The following is a 17,403-nucleotide window of genomic DNA, read 5'->3' on the forward strand; positions in this document are numbered from 1 at the left end:
CAGTACATAAGTACTGCTCTTGTTAATTTTAGTTAATCCTCATATTACCTGTTTGTCCTAATACTGCCATAGCAGCTTGTGCAAACTGTCTTGCTTGATCAGCTTTTGACTTTGCAATTTGCATTTGAGCAGCTCTTCTAATTTGAGCTGCAGCGTTTGCATCCTGTAGCGCCATCATATCCAATGCTGCTTGTTGTGACTGATTAAATTGGCTTGATGCATTTTCTAAAGTAGGCATGTTCTTGTCTCCAAATTTATTATTAATTCTAAGTAGATTTAATTATCTGCTCGATATATATGAATTCTCTCCTTTTTATTTTATCTAGTTACCAATCCATTGTTTAACCCATATACACCACACTTAGATTTGCGCATATACTGCACACTATATTTTTATCACAACTAATTTATTTTTTCCAAAATTTTTTTAGATGCATTGTACGCTTTTTTTATACTCATAATTTTTTGTTTTTCTTTTGGTGACATCCCCCCCTTTTCAATTTCTGTTAATATTTTTAGTTCTCCAGCTAATTTATCAATAGCTAATTTACTTATTTTTTTATCTGTTAACTCTTCTGTTTGAAACATGAGAAACCTCCTGTTTAGCTATACTATGTCATGCTTCTAGCTCAATACTATGAATCAACGCATATTTGAACAAAGTTTCATTATTAAAAATAATGATATTGCCTTTTTAATATTCGCGGATAAAAATATTAAAAGTTCAAACATTATACTTTTCTTTCATACAATATTTTACCAGACACAACCTTTTTACATGTTATTTTAAAATCAACAACTCATTAATTTATATATATTTTATATACTTAAGTGACTCTATAATAACTTTGACTATACATATTTATGACTACTATTACTTATATCTAATTAAGCAGAATTTCATTCTGTTAACTTGCTTAGTTATTCAAAATATTTATCAACAATTTCTTACTTAGTTGTAACTGTATTAGCCAAATATGACATTATTATTTATATAAACTCGCTTATACTGCAACCTCAAAAATCAGCACTTTTTTTTACCCACACAAAAAAATGACAGTGATAATAAATTAATGAAGTAGTTAACAGATGTCTCGATGGCTTGTTCAGCAAACATCTCTCAAAATAATTTCTTAGAAGAGAAGCTAACACTAAGTTGAGGCTTTATACACCCCTTTTAGTGCCGCTCAATACATGAAGTGTTTCGCTATCTAAATTTGTCGGCGACAAGTGCCAACCCGCTTGGTTTGCTAACTGTTGAATGGTATTTACTGAACGAACATAGTGTTTACTTGGTAGGCAAGCGATTATTTGTTTAAAGTCAAGCTGCCTTTCCTGACAAAGCAGCTCTAGATCTTTACCCAGGTTAAACAATGTTGCTTTTTCCGTTAACCTGCCCAACACTTTACGTATATAACTTGCTACTTTAAACCAGCGATTTAATGGTTGCTGATATAATATTTGCTGCCGACACGCACCTAACCACCACAATTGTTTTAACAAGGGTCGAGGATAGTGATGATGACACAGCACCAGCTGTCCATTTGGTTGACTAATTTGGTGACACTGGTTCAGGATATTGATAGCACCACGATCATCAATATGGTCTATTATTCCAGTTGCGATGACAATTAAATCGATACTATTCTGTTTAAAGGGTAATTTAGCCGCATCTGCAGCAATAAAATGATTTTTAGCAATGCAATCATCATTCGCAGCCATAGTTAGCATTGTTTGAGAATAATCAACACCCACCCAATGTGCACAGGTATCACTTTGTAGTATGCGTTGTATTTCACCACCACTGCAACCCAGTAGTAGCGCACATTCATACTGCCATTGGGCAATTAGCTCTTGTTTGATAACCAATGCTAAGTCAGGGTTCAAACCAAAGTGCAATAAATAGTCAGCAATAGGGACAAGCTGATCCCATTGCTCTGCTGATTGTCGATTACTTTCCATCAGTTAACGATCTACTATCCTCAATCAGAACAAACATTAACTTTTAGTATATTCCTCTGTCGTTATACCCTTTTCTTTAATATCTTGATAGAAGTATTTTAATACTTTTGCTAATTCTGGCTTATCTTTATAGTAAGCATCTGTTAGGTATTTATCATCGTGTCCAGGTACCCATCGACTATAAAGGAACATTTTCTCAGGTCGATCAGCAGATCCATCACCAGGTAAGGCTTCAAAGCGTCCTTTGTCTAAGTTGCCATGTTGCGCGTTAAAAATGGTCTTATAAAACTGGTCTGGTGTTAAGCCTACAACCTTTTCATTACTATATAGATAACCAGGGCCAGTGGCAGAATCAACAATCAAATGCTTCCCTCTTGCACCATCATAACGAAACCAAAGGTATTTAACAGAATCATCATTTACTCTATTCATCCCTTGATGACTAAACCAGGCATATTCAGGGGAGCCATCCGTATTCGTTACTTGCTTATACTGTAAATTAGCGTAATCGTATTGACTAACATAAACACGCCAATTTTGTGGATCAACAACAAAATTATCAGTTACTCTTCCACGACTAGGATCAGAATATTCATCACTTGCAAAATACCAACGGCCATCAGCTAATACTTTGGCTTCAAAAGGAGCAATCCTTGATTTGATGTTTTCTTGGTTAGGATTAGAAAAGTCAATTTCAAGCTGATTATTATGTTGTGTACTGTATGTAATCTTTTTATTTTCTGCATCGTAAGTAGCATGCTTGTATTGGTAACCTTGCTGATCAAATACTTTTCCTGCTTTAGCATCTATAATCAGGCCATTGGGTAAACGCCATAATTCGTTGACGTAATTTTGGAATAGTACAGGTATACTAGTATCCAATTTATTAAGCACTCGAGCCCCTTTAGGCATAGCAGCAGGCTGTTGCTGTGCTACATCAGTTGCTAATGGCATCGTTGGCTGCAGCCTTAGTCGGCCAGTATCATCTGTGTAATATCTTACTAATTGATCATCATACTCAACGGTAAACTGCAAATTAGCAGCTAGTGTTTTTGCAGGATCAATTTGCACTAAAGACTGCTGTGTTGGTGAGTGACTAATACCATTATTAATAATCTCAGTATTTTCAAACTTGATGCCATTCAGTTTGAAACGATCGCCATCGTGAATATCACTTAAGTTTAACTGAATACCCTTATCGACAATAAATAAAACATCCTGGCTAGCTGCCGAGCGTTGAATAGTAGCAGTACCCTCACCCCGTAGCTGTAACTGTAAATCTTCTTCATCCAACTCGATAGCTTTACTGCCTTGAATATACTCAATATCATTAGCGATGAGATTTGTACCGACAAGCCTTTGGTTTAACTGCAATAATTCTATTTGTTCCTGGCCAAGTGTCACCTCACGCCCCTGACTATCTTTTGCCATCAATAACACACTTGATTTATCATCGATATATAGGCTTCTCTCTGAAAATGCATCAATTACTTTCAATCGCCCATCACTTAACTCAAATCGCAATTCTTCTATCGACTTCCAAGCAGAGATATCAATGACAGTTGTGTCATCTCCTCCAGCATTTTTATTATGAAAAAGTACATTACCTTTAATTTGATTACCCAGGACATAAGCCGATTTAGTATGTCCTACATTAATTATTGCAAGCTCAGCATTTTCTATTTGAAATACATTATCTTTTCCTGTACCTGTATTTAGTTTTACAACGTCAGATCCTCCAAGCATAAATGTTTTGCCAGTAATCAATGAATCGTCATCTTGGGTGTTTAAATCAACATCAATTGTGCCTGTTTTATGATTGCCCTGAATCATAAAGCTCTCAGTACCCGTAGCTATTAAGCTAGAGTCACTTTCATTTTCACTAATTACAATTTTAGTGTCTTCACCCAGTGAAATTGCTTCAGCTCTTACGTTGATTTGATTATTTCTTTGGGTGCGATCTTGCGGATTGGCTGGATTTAATATAAATGAAACGGAATCCCTCCCTTCATTACCATGAAAATCAATCTGCCTAGACTTTGTTAAACTTTCCCCGACACTGCCTAGTTGCTTTTCAGTTAAATATACCCTAGCTGCATTTAGCGCATGCTGATCTTGCTTCACTTCGTTAAAAATATCAGGCACATACCTTTGGCTTCTAAGATGTGCAGTCAATCGTTCCCTGCGTAAAGTATTATCGATGGTTTTATCATTCTCTATTTCATGTAGTTTATCCCAGTATGCTTGATTGGGTAATTTATCTGCTTTAAATGCTGCAATAACTTGGGCAGCATCACCATTGGCTAGGGCATACATCCAATCAAAGAAATGGTTGACGTTTTTTTCAAGTGCCTTGTCATTTTTGGCCTTTGCTTCTTCTAGCAGTACTTTTTGTAAGTTTTCCTTGCCCTCAACCAATAGTGTTGCTCTTCCCGTTGTAAATACACTGGAATCATCTTTTGTTTTACCAAAATAGCTTTGACCAACAGCTTCGGTGGCAATAAAACTATTTGATTTGTCCTCAAACCCATTTACAAAGCGATCCTTAGCACTACCACGATAAGCAAATGCTAATGTTCTCGAGCCTGTATTTTCTCTAAGTTGGGTGTCAGTCTGTTGGTTAACACGCTGGTAGCCCTCTGCATTATTAGGGTCAAAACCATCATTAACATCATAAAAGATAGCTTTTTCTAAACTACCAAACCCCCGTTTTTCGGTCATAATACTACCCGGGCCGTCATTTAATGTATCTGGTGTAAGACGTTTAATTTCTTCATCACTTACCCCAAGCTCCTTTAACTTTTTATTTGATGCTTCAAGCTCAGCCTGGGTCATTTTTCTCATAGATGGGTGTTGGCCATATAAATAGGTAGCAGATCCTGGGTACATAGCAGAAGTATCTGTTTTCATGTCACCAGACATACGAAATACTTGCTCAATCAATTCTTTCTGATTAGCAATCATTTCTTTACGCTCAGTAATTGCTTTCTCGCGGCGTACTTCTTTCAGTTTTTTACCCCACTTAGTCACATCGCCCAAGCCAAAGAAAGAAGCTAACCCGTAACCAATTTTATCGCCTGTTGAAAGTGGTCCTACTTCTTTTTCATATTCTTTGATCGCTTTTGCTGCTTGTAGTGATTGGGAAATAGCTCCCATAATTAATGCACCAATCGCTACAATAGGCGCAAAAGGTGCAGTAGCTGGATTTAATAACATGACTCCAGCTGCCATGCCTAAGCCACCAGCAATGGTATCAAAACTACCCGACGCAATATCAAATTTTGCTAATTCATCACCTGCTCGCAACCGTAGTACACCATCTTTTATACTGAACGCACCATTCACAATATCCAAAGCACCGGTGACAACACTCAGTGGCCCAGCAACTTTGCCAAGCTTGCTTAGTTTGCTTATACCGCCTAATGCTTTCATACCTTTTGAGCCACCAAACATTGAACGCATTAGCTTCATTGCATTGGTCCCTTTAGGCATGCGTAATTTCAGGCGCTTGGCAATATCACCAATATCTGCAGCTCCAGACAATAATTCTTCTGTTGCCCCTAATAAAGTGGATGATGCCTGTAAGTATGCAAGTGGGTTGTTAGGATCAAAGGTTCCTTGCGCTATACTCGTACCAAATAATCGCAAGCCATTGGCAGTACCAAATGAGCCATATAAAGACATGGCTCGCTGTCCCCAGCCACTCTTTAAAGTACGATCACGTTGATCTCGCCGTTGTTGAACAATATCAGCTAGATCTGTATTCACTTGCTCTCGGCCTAATATTGTTTGAGCTTTCTTAGCTACACTTTCAGGTAAATCAATAGCAAGCTGATGACGTAAACCTTGAAAATCAGTTACCGGTTGTTTGTCATTAATTATGTCATTTATTGAGCTATCAGGATTACGCAAGATATCATCAGTCAACGACTCTTGTGCTACACGTATGATAGACTCTGGAGGCCTATTGCCACCATTTTCTCCATACAACCCCCAATAAAATGCCCTGAATAAATTATTTACATCACTGCGCGGTTCACTGGATTGCACATTAACAGCTGCTGTATGCTCTGAGAATTTCACCTGAAATGACTCGTGCCCTTGAGCATCTACAGTTCTTATTAAGTTAATTGGTGCATGTAGGGAACTAGTATTTTTACCAACGTTTTCTATTTCTCCTAGTCGATTACCATTAGCATCAATATGTTCAATTTGTATATTACGTCGATATTTCTGTGTTAGCCTATCAAGCATATGACGATCATTATTGGTTAACGTTACTTGTGGCTCTCTATGGTTGATATAATTGACGAGCTCTCTCGCTGCAACCCTACTTTTTCCTTCCTCAGTGTAGTGAATGGTAAACTCACCATTTTCATTAGTACTTACACGCTCAATCAAGCTAATTGGACTATTACGTAATTCTCTGTTGATATCCTCAGCTATATCTCTCTTATTTCCTTTTGCCCATTCATTTAGCTTTCCTAAAAAATCATCATAATCATTGGTTGTACCCAATAGCTCAGCAACTTTTGCTTCAAATTTTGCTTCATCACTGGTTAATGGAGAACCATTCCCTGAAATAATGGTTGCTTTTAAAAATAATTGCCGATTCCGACCAAAATTGACCGAATCCTGTAACAACCCAGCTACAGCCTTATCAAATCGCCAAGATAATTCAGCATTAGAACTAAAATCAGTACTCGCAGTAATGGGTTTGAAATCAGTTTTTCCTGTTTCTCTAACTTTAATATCCAGCGCATAGGCTTCTGCTTTTGTTACATAAATAGGCTGATTATTTTTTGTATTGTGTTGAGCCTCAATTTTATCTGCTATTGATTGGTAGAGGTCATTACCAGAGATTCGCTCGGTGGTTGTAGTGACTTGGCTAGGATTAGCTTCAGTTGGGTTTCGGCGTGTAATGGTAATTTCGTCACTTGCTCGATCGACAGTGATAACCCGGCCATCAGCAAGCACTTGAGTAATTGGACCTCGGTAGGCATTGCTTCCCAAGGTTAAATCAATTTTAACTTTTTGATCACTTCGTTGTAACCGATCAAATTCAGTTTCAATTTTTGCTGAACTAGACGAAGGGTCATAATTGTTTTGGCTTATACGATTAAACTCATCTACAAAGTTTTGTTTAGCCTTAAGTACTTTATATTCGTTAGTTACCCCATCACCTTTGAAAAACTGCTCTAATACTTTCCGAAATCGATTATTACCTAATACATTACGGTGATGGTCGATAAGCTTACCTTGAGCATTGCGTAGTTCTATGCGTCCATTACTATTGCGCGTAACAATGAAAGCGGGCAACCAATGCTCTTCATTATTAATGGTAAATTTTCGTTGGATAACAAACCCAGCTGCTGTATTTTCTTTATTGCTCGTAGTAATACCTTCCTGTATTACACTCGCAGCAGCATAAGGGTCCATTACTTCATGCAGTTCTCCATTTTCAAAGTTCGACTGACCTACTCTGGTGGTTTTAACTGTTTCTAGAATATCTAAATTGCCACCCAAATTAGTTAAATATTGATCAAACCGCCGAAGGTCTGCTAACTCTTGTGGAGAAGCCAAGTCATTAATCGCTAATTGCCGAATTTTCTCTATTGTCTCTTGGTTTGTTTTAAATTGTTGTCGACGTTTAGAGGTATCACTTCCCATTGCATCACGGACTATTTGTAATGCTCTACCTTTATTTTCTTCTAATGAACTGATACCACGTTGCTCGTTAGTCATTCTAGAAATCCCAATTGCTGGGTCAATCTCCTCTCGAAATATAGAATTAACCAGCTTCATGCTATTTTTGCTATCAAGTCCAATTATGGTGATATTAAATCCACGCTTTTGCTCAATACTGCGCGTTTCCATTACCTCATAACCACTAACAGCAAAATTATCTTTATTATTTAATATATTTTGTATGCTGGTTTTGGCTTCTAAAATGTCTTTACCAACCTGTTCTATTTGTTGTTGTATACGCTGCTTTTCTGGTTCTGAGATATCATCTGTTATCTGACTATTGAATTCAGTTAGTCGTTGATTAAAGCTTTCACGTTGAGATGTGAGTTGCTGTACTTGCTGCCATTTATCATCTTTTAATTTTCGCTCAACTTGAATGAAGGTTGCTCCTTCTGCTTTATGCTTCAGTACATTTTTTAAGCGCCACATAGCGTCTGGGTCATTATTCAAAATACGAGCAAGATCTGGATAATAGTTAACTCTATCAATTAGATTACTTCCAGTAAGGTTTCCTGTTGTATGATAAAATTTATTGGTCAGAGGTAATTCATCAACACTAGGACTATTATCTTTGCTTTCAGCCTCTTTAGCATCATTATAATTTTTTATTTTTTCTTTTAGGTCACTAATTAAAAATGAGTGTCCACCACCACCCCATGTTGTTGAAACACTATCACTGAAATCAGGATAAGTAATTTTAGTTAATCGGGACCAGAGACTAAAAGTTGTTTTCAAGCCCCAATCAACTTCTCTTCCCTTATATTTAACTGAAAAGCCATCAGACTCACCATTAGCTTTTGCTTCCCATTTAAATGTATAACTCCCTGAGGCTGCTATCCCTGCACCAAGTTTCAAGCCAGCAGACTTTCCTAAACCAATAGCACCTTGCTCTCCGGTTTGAAATGGTGAATCTACATCTGTTGTACCTGAAGCAACAACACCTGTTACACTCAAGTCTACCGGTTTAAAATCAATTCCTTTGGTGGCCTCAGGATTCCGCCTCCCATGATTTACTAGCCAATTAAAGTTTAACGCTTTATCTCCCTTGCTCAACATATCAATTAAACTAGTGACATCATTACTTTCAAGGTATGCTGTTGTTTTAACTTTTTTAGTTGTTTCAAACAACTTTAAGTCACCTTCAGCATAGGGAGCTATAAAGTAATTAACATTATCGACTTTATTAGTGAATTGATAAGTCCCTACTTCTAGGGTTAAGCCTTCAAATTTTCCATTGGCACCCATAGTAACTTTCATACCATGAGAGTCTTTTTCAAACTCGATACTATTGTCACCTTTAATACCTGTTTTAGCTAATGCACCAATATTAAGGTTATCGCTAATTCCTGTACCCATAATATCAACTATTGAGGTTGTACCCCACTTTAAAGAAAGTGTTCCTTCAGACCCTAAGGTAAATTTAGCTCCTTCAGGCATAGAGTTGATAAACGCACTGAATTTTTCTGACAATTCTTTGTTATAAAGCGATTTTTGTTGTGCATTACCACTTATAGGAGGAGGCCGCAAACCAAGTAGCCGACTCAGCTGTTCCTGCACTACATAACTGCTTAGTATTTTTTTACTGTCATTAACACTATTTTCTAAATTAGCCTGATAGTTTTTATCCAACCTGGAAAATAAATTTTTAAGCGGCAACATTAAGTTTTTTGCTGAGGCTGCATAACCAAATAATTTACCAGCAATGGTTCGCTTACCAATTGAGTGAGAGCCCGTTCTACTTTGATCCCAAGGCCCGACACTCACACCTAGATTTTTTAGAGAGCCGGTAGGATACATTCTACTCCATACTTCTTGCCATACTGTTTTGCCTTCAGTACGTTGAGACTGTTGATTGTCTGCATCAGTCGTCCGTTTTAATAATGTATCCAAATTACTGATAGCACGCTGCTGATTTTCCCAAGCGCGAACTCTACGCTTCATTTCTTGGTAATGCGAATGAGGTATATTGGTTTGCTCATCGACTACTTGAATATCCGGTACTGTTAACACACCAGGCAAACGAACTGGATTAGGACTTACATTTTCAGCGGTACGAGGTACCCACCTTGCCTGCTGCCACCAGGAAATACCTTTCCCTGGCTGACGAGCAGGTGACTCAGCATCTGTGAGATAATAGCCTTTACCACGTTTATAGGCTTTACCTGTTTCTTCAAGGGTACCTGCGACAAAATCAACCTTATATTCTTTCCCACTTGAAGAAATAGCATAAAGTTCACTATCACTCCCTTCACGTAACGCTGATAATGAAATGGGTTCCATCACACCCAGTTTATGCCCATGAGGTGATTTAAAGTGTGTTACTTGTTCTACTTTCCCTGATATTGGGTCTATGGATGTAATTGTGTTTGGGTTGGTCAGCGTTAGTATTCTTCCATCACGTACAACCATATCCCTTGCAATATCACCAGTCTGAGTCACATCTGCATTAGTATCGACCCGAGTTGCATACCAAGACTTGCCTGAATCTAATCGAAAGACGGTTAATGTCTCGCTATCGCGCTGGCTTTCCCTGAATTGATTTTTGTATGTACCAACAAGTGCCGTACCATCATCTAAAAATGAAAGTGCACCAATATATCCATTCTTGTTATAATCCCAATGGAAATTATTAACCCGACACAGATCACCACTTTCTGTCAACTTTAATAATTCTTTTCCGCCGTTAGAGAGATAATAACTGCGGTCTTTAGGGTTATATGCTATCGCTGTAGTGGGAAATAAAGGACTTGCTTGTAAATAAATATCATGAGAGTTTCCTAAATAATGATCAACTCTTTGCTCATTTTTATTTAGCGAGCTAATATATAATCCACCATCCGAAGTCGAGTAAACAACCGGCATATTTGCAGGTTTTAAAAATTCTGACAGTTCTATATGGTTTATTTTTATTCTTTTATTGTCGCTATTTACAGTAATAGGATCAAAGGCAATATTACTATTGGTTAATGTATTTTTTTCTGATTTACTAATATTAGTATGATTTTCTTCTTGATGTCTGCCTTCTTCCTGATCAGAAGCTATTGCCTTACTAATACTTGAGTAAAACAGGTTACTTATATTTTTTATGTTTTTACTTTCTTTCTTTGTTTTATCTTTTGGTTTAGTTGAACGGCGCTGGGGGGATGAATGAATAATTTCTGGAGCATCAATATCATTTTGTATTGTTAAACTACCATTAGTTTGGTGGTCAATTGGTGGCATAGACATACTACTTGCTCCTAATAACCATTCAGTTTATTTTGTTATTGTCTTGTAATTATTAATTTCTTAGTTTTACTCCATTGTTAATTGAGTAACCAGAATAGTAAGTGAAAATAGTCACAACAGTTAATGAGAAATATTTTATTAGAGTGGGTCGATTCGATTAGTTGGTAGTAAATTATTGATATGCATCACATCAGCAGGATAAGCTAAATAGAAAAAAAAAGCAGGCCAACAGCCTGCTTTTTGGTTATATCCTTTGCACTAGGTGTACACTTAAAGGAAACGAATGGTTATTGAGAAGCTCTCTTAAATAGCTCTTCAACAACACTAGTTAAAGGTTGACTGTATTTAGACATCCAAGCTGCTTGGCTTTTCCAGCTTTGTGGTATACTTTCACCTTCTTTCCACTCACCATTACCAGTTACATAACTCATAGCACGTTGGGTTGGGCCAGGTGTCCATAAGAAGTCTGGATGCTTGTTAGTATACCACTCACCGCCAATAATATTACCATTTTTATCTAGTTCTAAGTCATATGTATAACGAACAGAGGTAATTCCATCAAAGCGAGAATCATCATATTCACGATGAGTTGGGCTAGTTTCGACAATATACTTCATCTGCATTCTTACACCCACCACATTGGCTGCATTAGAAGCGCGATATTGCTTGAATTTATCTTTTGAATAATCTTCAAGTGCAATCATTGCTTCTTTTGCATTATCATACGCTACGCCTGTTTCTGGGTTGAAATAAGTATAAGTATAGCTGTAAACTGGTTGGTTCCAGACCTGGTAATCGTAAGTTGCATCAATAATAAAGCTACGCTTGCTTACCCCCAACTGGTTAACAACAGACTGGTGCCAGCTGCCTGGGTTAGTATCAAAACATTTCTGGTCTTTAATACGACCATTTTCGTCTGTAGCAGGGTTTTTCGTATTACAACGGCCGCCAATAAAACGTACACCTGGTGATGCTTCAGCCCACAGCAAGGTACCGAGCGCTTTAATATCAGATGGGTAAAATTTAATGTCTTCACCGTTAGCTCCTCTAACGACAATGCTATGCTTAGGTCTAGGCAACATGTAAGCTGCTGGCGCCCAACCATGACATAACCCCATCCAACGCTCAACACTGCCATTTCGGTCGTAGTAAGACTTACCCATATTCCAGTTTGAAGCTGTCATACTGTAGCCACTGTCGCCAACCAGTAAGTCATATTTTTCTGAAGGAGATAAGTTATCAAGATTACCAGAAGTCACATAATCAGCAGGCAATTTAGTCTGATTAGCAAAAGTCCAATAATCATTCCAATCGCTAGGTCTTGCTGCCCATAAATCAGGATCAGCATAGCGATTGCCTAACGCACCATTATATAAAGGCCAATAAGTATCAGACCAAGGCACTTCATCTAACTGAGCACTACGCAGATTCTGTGCATCCATCGTATGGACGTTACGAATTAATTGATAACCACCATCAACTAAACGAGCAGGGTTATCATTATACTGGCTGGCTGCTCTCGCATAACCAGCACGTTTTTTTGCTTTTACAATGGATTTTTTAAATTGGTCTTTTTTGGTGATAAAATCTTTAGACTCAATTTCTTCTTGTGTAAATTTAGATACTACAACACCTTGAGCACTTTCTTTAGCAGGTATTTCATTCATCACTTGCTGTGGGTTTTGATGAAAACGCCCTAAAAACTGAGAAATATCAGCTTGCTCTGCCTGGCTAACAGCAGCATTTGCTTGAATGCTTGCAGCCAATAAAGTCATTGCAAAGAGAGGTTTGTAAGTTTTCATTGAGTTTCCTTTTATATTTAGTTTTTTATTACTGCTTTTTTGGAAAAAGCAATTCTCTACTAACCAGCAGTAAACTGGTTAGTAAATTCTGTTGTGACTAAGAAACAGTAAAATCCCTATTAAGTTTTAAATCATTTACAAATACACTTATCTAAAGTCGGTACTTATTTATCTAATTTCATCTATGATACATTAGAAATTTAATTTAACCCGTTAAATACCATATTAAATCCCAATTAACACCAACTTTAGTAAAACAAATAATAAGCGCTTTGGTTTAGTGTTATAGCCTATTAAATAAAGGCACTAACCAACGTAACGCTGATAGAAATACTGAAGATACAAATTTATAATTTAATAACTGATATTGCTTCAAGCTTATCCATGTACTGTTGTACGGGATTATCATTATTGCTTTCACCTAACATTTTGAGAAATTATATTTTAAAATCTCTCAAACAATCACATCTTTAATCTTTAATCTTTAATCTTTATCCAGATTTAGGTTTATTATAATCAGTGGTTGTTAGCATGATTATGACTTAAATCAACTACACAATCTCTGTCTTGTGTGGGCGGAATTATGTCACATTCCTGTTTTACTTGGCTAGTTTTCCTTTAAAAAAGTCAATTTTCAATTAATACAAAATGTATGCAGTATGCAAGCATTTACAGCTGTGCAACATTAAAACAATTTGACGCTTTTCTGGCTAAAAAAAGTTTATCTATACAACTAACGTCTAATACATCATGAACTTTATGATTTATTTTCCTATCTATTATGACCGGTGTTTATTTTAGGCTATTTAAATTAAATTCAATCAAGCAAATACTTGCTAATCAGACAAAGCTCAATGAAACTATTCATTGCTGTGAAGGTAAATGATTAAAGGAAAAATTAAATAGTAAAGGGCATAAGTAACAATGCCCTTTATTTATGCAACATGACGGTTCAGTTAACTATAAAGCTGTTTTACAAGCGTCCTTATCTTGTCGATACCTTACAATATCCTCGATAGACACGATGGGCATATGATGGGCATTAGAAAAGCGTAATATCTCTTGTTGGTTCGCCATCGTGCCATCAGCATTCATTAACTCACATAAAACACCAGCAGGTTTTAATTGGGCTAATTTCATCAGATCAATAACACCTTCTGTATGACCTCGCCGAGATAACACACCACCAGGCCTTGCCCTCAATGGAAAAACATGGCCTGGCCAACGTAAATCAGTCGGCTTTGCTTGATTAGCGATCGCCGTTTGAATGGTTGTCACCCGATCAGCAGCGGAAACCCCTGTGGAAACTCCTTCAGCTGCTTCAATTGAAATAGTAAAAGCTGTACCGTAATGGCTGGTATTTTTACTCACCATCATTGGCAAATCCAACGTTTGTAGGGTTTCATCAGTTAAGCATAAACAGACAATGCCACTACATTCTCGTATCAGCATGGCCATTTGCTTTTCGGTAATCGTTTCCGCTGCAAAAATCAGGTCTGCTTCATTTTCACGGTCATCATCATCAATCAGTAAAACCCCTTGACCATGCTTAAGTGATAACAATGCTCGATCCACTCGTTGAACATAGGTATTTAACTGATTATTTAGAGGCTGATTCATGATAGTACTCCAGTGCAAAAACATGAATCAGGGCATGGAGAAACGTGCTAATAATTAACAAGCACACTTGCAGAGGACTGTAGAACCAAGATTTATGTGTAAAAATACAGCCGAAGGCTGAGGCTTCTTCTAACGAAGGCCGGTTTTAACCTTTTTAATCAAACGAATAAATCATGGATTTCTACAAACCTTAAGACAGCAAGCGCTACCCTCTCCCATCCGGACTATCACCGTCGGCTTTGGAGTTACACCAAATCTGCTGACCTTGGCTATTTACTGTTCAACTAACCAAGCGCTCGCGGGCTTTCTTAATATTGAAACCATTTCCAATCAATAAGATCACCGCCGGTGGGGAATTACACCCCGCCCTGAGAATAACGAAATTTACGGCAGCTACTATATATGAAGAAAGAATATAAAGTGAAGTAAAAAGTTGAGCCACGCCATTAGAAGAGCACAACAACAAAGGTAAGTCTATACTACCTAACAACTTGTAGTTAATAAGAATAAATGTAGTTTACATGCATTATCAACACTCACCAACCTTATACACTCACTTATTAGTCATTTGGATTGGCCTTTTACCAATGGTACAAATTAATGCTTCTGAATATCAATTCGAAGACTTACTAAAGCTTGAGTTAGAAGAACTCATGATGATCACTGTGGTATCAAAGCGAGAAGAGTCTATTGATAATGCTCCAGGCATCGTAACCATAATCACCTCAGATGAATTCCAAGCGTTTGGGGGAAGAAATTTACGCGATATCTTAAATCGGCAAATCAATATGATGGTTGTTGGGAACCATATATTTCAAGAAAACCAAGTATCTCTGCGTGCTGCGTTAAATGGCCTACAAGATAACCAAGTGCTGTACCTGTTAAATGGTCGTCCATTAACCAATACCCAAGGTGAAAGTGTTCACATGGACTTATATCTCAACTTTCCAATAGCAATTATTGAGCAAATTGAAATTGTTAGAGGACCAGGGTCAGTACTCTATGGAACCAATGCTTTTGCTGGAATAATTAATATTAAAACCAAACAACCATCAGAGTCATTTAATCCATTATTATCAGTGACGGGAGGATCTTACGACACTAAGTCTACCAGTTTCATGCAGGGAAAAGTACTAGACAAGCTTTCCTTCATGACAGCAATCCATGCGACAGATTTCAATGGGGATAAAGGCATTAATTACCAAGATGCATTTGGCAATATTGACTCATATCCTGCGGGAGGAAGTAGTCTTGGGCTTGTGTCTAATGCAACATATGATAATGTTGATTTCAACGTATATTTAGGTCAAGCAACTAGAAATAATTTTGGTGCTGTTATTTTATTCCCAGAGCGTGAAACCACAGTCAAACATATAACATTTGATATAGGACATACATATAATATCAATGAAAAATGGTATTTAAAGACTAACTATGCTTTATACAAAGACTTTTTAGAATTTACAAGCAACTTTGACCTAATCAATAATCCTGGGGGTTTAGATACAGAAATCAATAGTAGCCTTTATTCTGTGGAACTCAACTTATTCGGTAGCCTTGACAACAAAACCAATTTATTACTAGGTATAAACCCACTATATTCAACTGGTCAGTCCTCTGAGGGAATTGCTGAAGGAAAGTGGAATACTTGGCAAACAAGCACATATATGCAAGCCGATTATCAACTATTTAAATGGCTAAAGGTTGTAGGAGGCATTCAGCTCAATAAAGCTAAAAGGTTAGATAAAGATTATTCTCCAAGAGGCGGTTTAATATTTGACTTTGATAATGGCTGGTATAGCAAACTACTGTATGGCAGTGCGTTTCGAATTTCAAATGTATCACTACGTTTTTTTGATGGAGCTTTTTTTCAAAGTAATAGTGATTTAAAACCAGAAACAATAAATACACTAGATTTACAAATTGGTTTAAGAAGGGCTAATTATAGCTTCGCTGCAACTGTCTATAAGAGCAAAATAAAAAACTCCCATATATTTGAAGAAGTTCCCAATACTTTCAAACGCCAAATGATTAACTCTGGCTCAATTGACTTTAAAGGCTTAGAGATTGAGGGAAAATGGAATTTATCTAACACTATTGGTTTAATAGGAAACATAGCATACCAAACAAACGAAAATAGTGACGATACGAAAGACTCAACCTTTATACCAAACTTAATGGCAAAACTAGGTGTTTCCTATAATAATAAAACTGGCTATAGTATTTCATTATTTAATAGTTATTTTAGTGAACCAACCCCTCTTGATAAAGTAGCACCGATTTTTAGCTTAAATGTTAACCCTAAAGCCAATAGTTACAATCTGCTTAGTGCAAATATATCACTTGACCTAGAGAAACTCACAAACAAACCTCAACTATCTAAGGTCAAAGTCAATTTTTATTTTGATAACTTATTAAATAAAAATATATTTTTTCCAAACTATGCCACTAGAAACGTTAGTACTTTTCCAAATTACCAAGGCAGATCAATATATAGCACTGTTGAAATTTATTTTTAATACTATAAGGAAAGCGTAAACACATAAATGTCATTTGCTTTAAAATGGCATAAATTCCAGGAGTAACGAAAAAACTCTGTAGGTTAACCCCTAATGATCAAGCCTTATCGTGTAGAGCAATCAAACAATTATCAAGATCCTAATACTATTTATGACAAAACAGGTCGTTAGCTGGAATGCATATTGTTAATAAATTCACTTATATTCTGCTCATTATCAACACCCTTTATAAAGACCAAAGTTAATGCGCAAAATCCTACATAACTCAATAAAAACTATTTGCTTCTTATTACCGCTTATAACATCACTCACACAAGCCCAAGACTCAGTTCAAGAATTAGCCTATTGTGAAGCTGAGCCAGATGGTAGAAGCCCTGATTGTTATAACATCAGTGACAGGAGGAGAATTAACAGCAATTTTAGAGACATGTTAGACGATGGTTGGCAATTAACCAGTGTAGTGGCAAACTCAACCTCTGGATTAAATTACTTTTACTTTACCCGACTACGCGATTAAAACCCTA

Annotated in this window: 8 protein-coding genes and 1 riboswitch; of the genes, 2 read left to right on the forward strand and 6 right to left on the reverse strand. The window is 36.9% G+C overall.

The window, feature by feature from the left end:
* Nucleotides 1-28 precede the first annotated feature (28 nt).
* From G4Y78_RS17775 to ribB, 6 genes are all read right to left on the reverse strand, one after another.
* Nucleotides 29-238: a hypothetical protein gene (locus G4Y78_RS17775; RefSeq protein ID WP_163834301.1), complete on the reverse strand. Its 210-nt coding sequence runs from the start codon at nucleotides 236-238 to the stop codon at nucleotides 29-31.
* Between the two features lie 164 nt (nucleotides 239-402).
* On the reverse strand, nucleotides 403-588 hold the full coding sequence (locus tag G4Y78_RS17780) for a hypothetical protein (protein ID WP_163834302.1): 186 nt from the start codon (nucleotides 586-588) through the stop codon (nucleotides 403-405).
* A 576-nt stretch (nucleotides 589-1,164) separates the two neighbouring features.
* Nucleotides 1,165-1,962 carry a class I SAM-dependent methyltransferase gene (locus G4Y78_RS17785; RefSeq protein ID WP_163834303.1) on the reverse strand — a complete coding sequence of 266 codons (798 nt, stop codon included), beginning with the start codon at nucleotides 1,960-1,962 and terminating at the stop codon, nucleotides 1,165-1,167.
* Between the two features lie 36 nt (nucleotides 1,963-1,998).
* Nucleotides 1,999-10,938, reverse strand: coding sequence for a hypothetical protein (locus G4Y78_RS17790; RefSeq protein ID WP_163834304.1), 8,940 nt, complete (start codon nucleotides 10,936-10,938; stop codon nucleotides 1,999-2,001).
* Between the two features lie 287 nt (nucleotides 10,939-11,225).
* On the reverse strand, nucleotides 11,226-12,740 hold the full coding sequence (locus G4Y78_RS17795) for a hypothetical protein (RefSeq protein WP_222937523.1): 1,515 nt from the start codon (nucleotides 12,738-12,740) through the stop codon (nucleotides 11,226-11,228).
* A 960-nt stretch (nucleotides 12,741-13,700) separates the two neighbouring features.
* Entirely contained in the window at nucleotides 13,701-14,360 is a 660-nt protein-coding gene (ribB, locus tag G4Y78_RS17800; RefSeq protein WP_163834305.1) for a 3,4-dihydroxy-2-butanone-4-phosphate synthase, read from the reverse strand.
* A gap of 203 nt (nucleotides 14,361-14,563) precedes the next feature.
* A riboswitch (FMN riboswitch) is annotated at nucleotides 14,564-14,740 on the reverse strand.
* A gap of 141 nt (nucleotides 14,741-14,881) precedes the next feature.
* Here ribB and G4Y78_RS17805 point away from each other — a divergent pair.
* Nucleotides 14,882-16,879, forward strand: a complete 1,998-nt coding sequence (locus tag G4Y78_RS17805) for a TonB-dependent receptor plug domain-containing protein (RefSeq protein ID WP_163834306.1) — start codon at nucleotides 14,882-14,884, stop codon at nucleotides 16,877-16,879.
* 244 nt (nucleotides 16,880-17,123) lie between these two features.
* Nucleotides 17,124-17,396: a hypothetical protein gene (locus G4Y78_RS17810; RefSeq protein WP_163834307.1), complete on the forward strand. Its 273-nt coding sequence runs from the start codon at nucleotides 17,124-17,126 to the stop codon at nucleotides 17,394-17,396.
* The last annotated feature ends 7 nt before the right edge of the window (nucleotides 17,397-17,403 follow it).

It is taken from the genome of Spartinivicinus ruber, assembly GCF_011009015.1.
In the GTDB taxonomy this organism is placed as follows: domain Bacteria; phylum Pseudomonadota; class Gammaproteobacteria; order Pseudomonadales; family Zooshikellaceae; genus Spartinivicinus; species Spartinivicinus ruber.